Raw genomic sequence first — 4,564 nt, 5'->3', positions numbered from 1 at the left:
TCATTGGATATCTATGTCTGTTTGGTGTGCCCTTCATCTTTTTTGATATTTATTTTTTTAAATCCTACAATTTTATAATCTTTTATTCAATATCAGAATTTTATTCTATTTTTAACTTGACTGTGCCCAATAAACAACTAAATGAAAAGTTAAATTAGAATGGATGCAGGAACTATTATAGAAATAGCACAAGATAGTCTAATAGTGTTATTAAAGTTGTCCTTGCCACTTCTTTTGGTAGCGTTAGTTGTTGGTGTATTAATATCATTAGTTCAGGCTTTAACACAAATTCAGGAGCCCACAATTTCATTTGTGCCAAAAATCATAGCTGTATTTTTTTCTTTATTGTTATCCTTAAATTATATGGGTAGCGTATTTTCTAGTTATATGGAAACTATCGTCTCGCACATCATTAATTTGCAATAACATATTCACGAATAGTAGATATTAACGAAAAAGTAATTTATTAGAGTGGGGCACGTTATTAATCATGGCAATAATAGTTGATAAATTAGTATGTATTTGCCTTACATGTTTGTGGGGCAATGATAAATGCGTATATTATTATAACTAAGCCAAGTAAAACTGTAATTATAGCTGTTAAAGGTATAATAGTTCCATTAAAAAAATAACCTGCTAAAGCTACAGCAATTGCTACTAAAAGAGTTCTAGTAGATGCAATTATTGATGAGCTTGCGCCCTTAATATGAGGGTGAAGTGACATTGCGTCAGTGAATAAAATTGTTATCAAAATTGCGAAGCTTGCACTACATATCATCATGCTTAATGTAATCAAATATGGGGTGGTTGATATATAAGCAGTGTAATTAAGTAAAGCGCAACCAATAATCATCAGGGAAAATCCTATTTTTTTTGCCACAGAAATGTTTGTATATTTAGTAATATAGCGTGTTAAAAAACAAAACGTACCAAAAACAGCCCATACAGCTCCCTGATAATATCCATATACACTTTTACCCACTCCTAGATGGTTTATATATAAGATTGAAGCGCTTACAGTAAAGGTGATTATACTGCATGCCATAAATCCAAGGACAAAAAGATATGCCACCATTACTTTATCCAAAAGCAAAAATAGATAATTTTTGTAAATTTGATGTAGATTATTAAGTAGGTAATTTTGATTTTTTTGAGAGGAATTTGGAATAAATTGGTTGGTTTCGTCAATAAATATTGATATCAATAATATTGATAAGCTTGTAAAAATTGTAATTAATAAAAAATTAAACTGCCAACTTAGTAGCAATCCCAAATATCCTCCTATTACTGGGGCAATTGCTTTTCCAAAGGTTAATATTCCATTTTGCAAACCAATAAAAGTCCTTGCTCTTTCCTTATTGCAAACATCAAATATCATCGCAACACACACAACCATTGGGGCAGCTGTACCAATCCCTTGAAAAAAGCTAAAACATATTAGATAATATATGTTTGAAGATAGCATATTACCGATGCAACCAGCTGTTAAAAGAGACAATCCAGCTAACAGTGTCTTTTTTCTGCCTACATAATCAGAAATAGGACCTATGAAAAAGCTACCTATAGTTACCCCTAAGGAATAACTGCTACTTAGTAGATGAAATATCTTAGGGTTTGTGTTAAAAAATTTAATCATATCAGGAAATGTAGGGGAGATAATATCATTTTGCACATGCGCAACTACGAAGCAAATTGCTACTATAATAAAGAAAAATCTAATAAGTTATTACCTAAATTTTTCTCATTTGTATTACAAAAAAAGTAAAAGTAAAGAGAAAATACCAGTAGAATAAAAATTTTTCAATTTGAGTTGTGTGCTATATAGTGATATAAGGTAATAAAATTAATTTATGTATTTTATGTTAGATCATATCAGAGAATTTATCCCAAGCATCCATAAGGAGGGATATTTTTTTATAAGTATCTTTGCGATAATCACGTTGATATTTTTTGTATGGTCTCCACCTTTGGGTTGGATCGGAGTTATATTAACTCTATGGTGCATCTTCTTTTTTCGCGATCCAAACAGGGTAGTTCCCAAGCAAGAAAATGTAGTTGTTAGTCCTGCTGATGGAATAGTGCAAAAAATTGAAAGGGCGAAATTACCAGAGGAAATAGCAAATACACAAGATGAAATGAACAGAATAAGCATATTTCTAAATGTATTTGATGTGCATGTTAATAGAATACCAATAGCTGGAATAGTGAAAAAACTTAATTATCATCATGGTAAATTTTTCAATGCATCATTGGATAAGGCTAGTGAGCATAATGAAAGACAGTCAATCCTTTTAGAGCTAAGTAATAAAAAGGAAATTGGCGTTGTTCAGATTGCAGGGCTCATCGCTCGTAGAATAGTATGTGATTTAAAAGAAGGGAAAAAAGTAACAACAGGAGAAAGATTTGGTATAATTAGATTTGGAAGTAGAGTGGATCTTTATTTACCAACAAGCTTTGATATCAAGGTATTGGAAGGGCAAAGAATGATAGGTGGGGAGACAGTTATTGGCGAATTTAAAGATATAAAAGAAATGAGCTTAAAAAATTCTGCGCCTAAAAAATCAGTTAGCTCCAAGGAAGATGATAAGAGTGTGCCTGTAAATATGACCAAAGCTAAGGTTGTAAGAAAAAAAGTAAGCGACAACAAATAAATAGTTATGTAATTTAAATGTCTATAGCACCTAAAAAATTAAACATACCAATACAGAAGCTTATACCTTCCATGATTACGATATTAGCGTTATGTTTAGGCATAACATCCATTAGGTATTCATTGGATGGGAAATTTAATATAGCTGCAGCATTAATTGTAATTGCTGCATTTCTTGACGGTATTGATGGTAGAATTGCCAGGCTATTAAATTCTACTAGTGAATTTGGTGCTCAACTAGATTCTTTAGCTGATCTATGTAATTTTGGAGTTGCTCCTGGTATTGCAGTTTATTTATGGTCGCTCATAGAAATACCATATAAAGGGGTTGGATGGGCTGTCGTTTTGCTTTACATAGCTTGCTCAGCGTTACGACTTGCCAGATTTAATGTGCAAAGTAGTGATAATGAGAATGATGAAATTAAAAATAATTTTTTTATTGGAGTTCCAATGCCTGTTGCTGCGGGTTTATTATTGATTCCGATGATGTGTGCTTTTGAACTTTTTACTGATAAATCATATGTATATTCATATTGGTATAATGCAATATACATGACTATAATAGGTCTTTTAATGATAAGCAAAATTCCAGTTTATTCTGCCAAAAAAATGACTGTACCAAGAGAAAGAGTAAATATTATACTTATAGTTTCGGGCATTATTTTTACTGGTATTATATTTGAGCCTTGGGTTCTTTTACCAGTAATAGGATTATTTTATATTATTTTGACACCTATAATAAGTTTTTATTATTATAACAAAATAAAGAAAGGGAGTGGCTCTGATATTTTGGCCAAAGCTTTAGTTGTTTTTGTTATGTTTGGCGCATTGATTGGTTCAAATTTAAAAATATCAAATGCATCAGAATATAATTCCTCTGATGTATTGCATTGCTTAAATGCAACTAAACTTTTTGAAAGAAAGTATAATATTCCCAAGAATTTTTTATATTTAATATCTTTGGTAGAATCTGGAAAGTATGATAAAAATTCAAGGAGGCTTCAACCTTGGCCGTGGACTGCTAATATAAATGGAGAATCAAGATTTTTCAGCACTAAAAATGAGCTAATCAAAGCTCTGAAAATACATATAGCAAATGGTAAAGAAAACATAGATATAGGTTGTAATCAGATAAACTATAAATATCATAAACATAATTTTTCAAACATAGAGCAAATGGTTTCACCATATCATAATGTTGGATATTCAGCATATTACCTTGCTAGCAATTATCAAAAAACCAATAATTGGCAAGATGCGATAGCGATGTATCATTCAAAAAATCCTCTTCATAGTAGCAAATATATAACAAAAATTAATAAAACTGCTAAAAATAGTAGTGGATTGCTTATGGCATTAAATGATAGTAAGAAAAGGGGTATGATGAATAGTAATATTGTGAATAGGAAAAGTGTCGAGCAACAAATACTTAATAAAAAATCTAGAGCTGGTATTATGGTCTACAGTAATTCTAAGGAATCTTATATTGCGTCAAGTGGTGTGATTAAGATATCTAAAGAATTTGGATAGTCAATTATAGGGATAATTTTGACGTTACCTCTCTGTTAATTGCATTAACAGAATGAAATAAGGTTCTTTGCGGCGCAAAATAATGAGCACAAAAAATGTTGAGACTTTATATGGTGGTGGATTATTCGCAAAAAATTTTTATTTTGAGATAGTTACTGGGCACAGTCAAGTTAAAAATAGAATAAAATTCTGATATTGAATAAAAGATTATAAAATTGTAGGATTTAAAAAAATAAATATCAAAAAAGATGAGGGGTACACCAAACAGACATAGATATCCAATGATGATAATAGGACAGGCGATATGGCAATATCATAGATTTAATCAGAGCTATCGTGATGTGAGAGAGCAACTATTATACAGAGGAATAGAAGTAAGTCATG

At 30.8% G+C, this 4,564-nt stretch carries 4 protein-coding genes and 1 pseudogene; 4 read left to right on the top strand and 1 reads right to left on the bottom strand.

The features are described 5' to 3' along the window. Window positions 1-159 precede the first annotated feature (159 nt). On the top strand, window positions 160-426 hold the full coding sequence (gene fliQ / locus L8D11_RS03590) for a flagellar biosynthesis protein FliQ (protein WP_236870307.1): 267 nt from the start codon (window positions 160-162) through the stop codon (window positions 424-426). A gap of 85 nt (window positions 427-511) precedes the next feature. Here the strand turns inward: fliQ and L8D11_RS03585 are convergent, their stop codons facing one another. Beyond that, window positions 512-1,693 carry an MFS transporter gene (locus L8D11_RS03585; protein ID WP_336886385.1) on the bottom strand — a complete coding sequence of 394 codons (1,182 nt, stop codon included), beginning with the start codon at window positions 1,691-1,693 and terminating at the stop codon, window positions 512-514. A gap of 166 nt (window positions 1,694-1,859) precedes the next feature. Between L8D11_RS03585 and L8D11_RS03580 the strand changes: the two genes are divergently transcribed. The 3 genes and pseudogenes from L8D11_RS03580 to L8D11_RS03570 all read left to right on the top strand — a co-directional run. Further along, entirely contained in the window at window positions 1,860-2,651 is a 792-nt protein-coding gene (locus tag L8D11_RS03580) for a phosphatidylserine decarboxylase (protein ID WP_236870305.1), read from the top strand. Between the two features lie 17 nt (window positions 2,652-2,668). Then, window positions 2,669-4,180: a CDP-diacylglycerol--serine O-phosphatidyltransferase gene (pssA, locus tag L8D11_RS03575; RefSeq protein WP_236870304.1), complete on the top strand. Its 1,512-nt coding sequence runs from the start codon at window positions 2,669-2,671 to the stop codon at window positions 4,178-4,180. Between the two features lie 248 nt (window positions 4,181-4,428). Further along, window positions 4,429-4,564, top strand: a pseudogene (locus L8D11_RS03570) (IS6 family transposase); the annotation flags it as partial.

This window comes from Candidatus Bandiella numerosa (assembly GCF_021811875.1).
GTDB classification, from domain to species: Bacteria; Pseudomonadota; Alphaproteobacteria; order Rickettsiales; family Midichloriaceae; genus Aquirickettsia; species Aquirickettsia numerosa_A.
The sequence above is the reverse complement of the archived record's forward strand: the minus strand, read 5'-3'. Positions and strand labels throughout refer to the sequence as shown.

Coding starts and splice junctions, on each gene's coding strand:
- fliQ (WP_236870307.1), top strand. CDS start 160: ATGGATGCAGGAACTATTATAGAAATAGCACAAGATAGTCTAATAGTG.
- L8D11_RS03580 (WP_236870305.1), top strand. CDS start 1,860: ATGTTAGATCATATCAGAGAATTTATCCCAAGCATCCATAAGGAGGGA.
- pssA (WP_236870304.1), top strand. CDS start 2,669: ATGTCTATAGCACCTAAAAAATTAAACATACCAATACAGAAGCTTATA.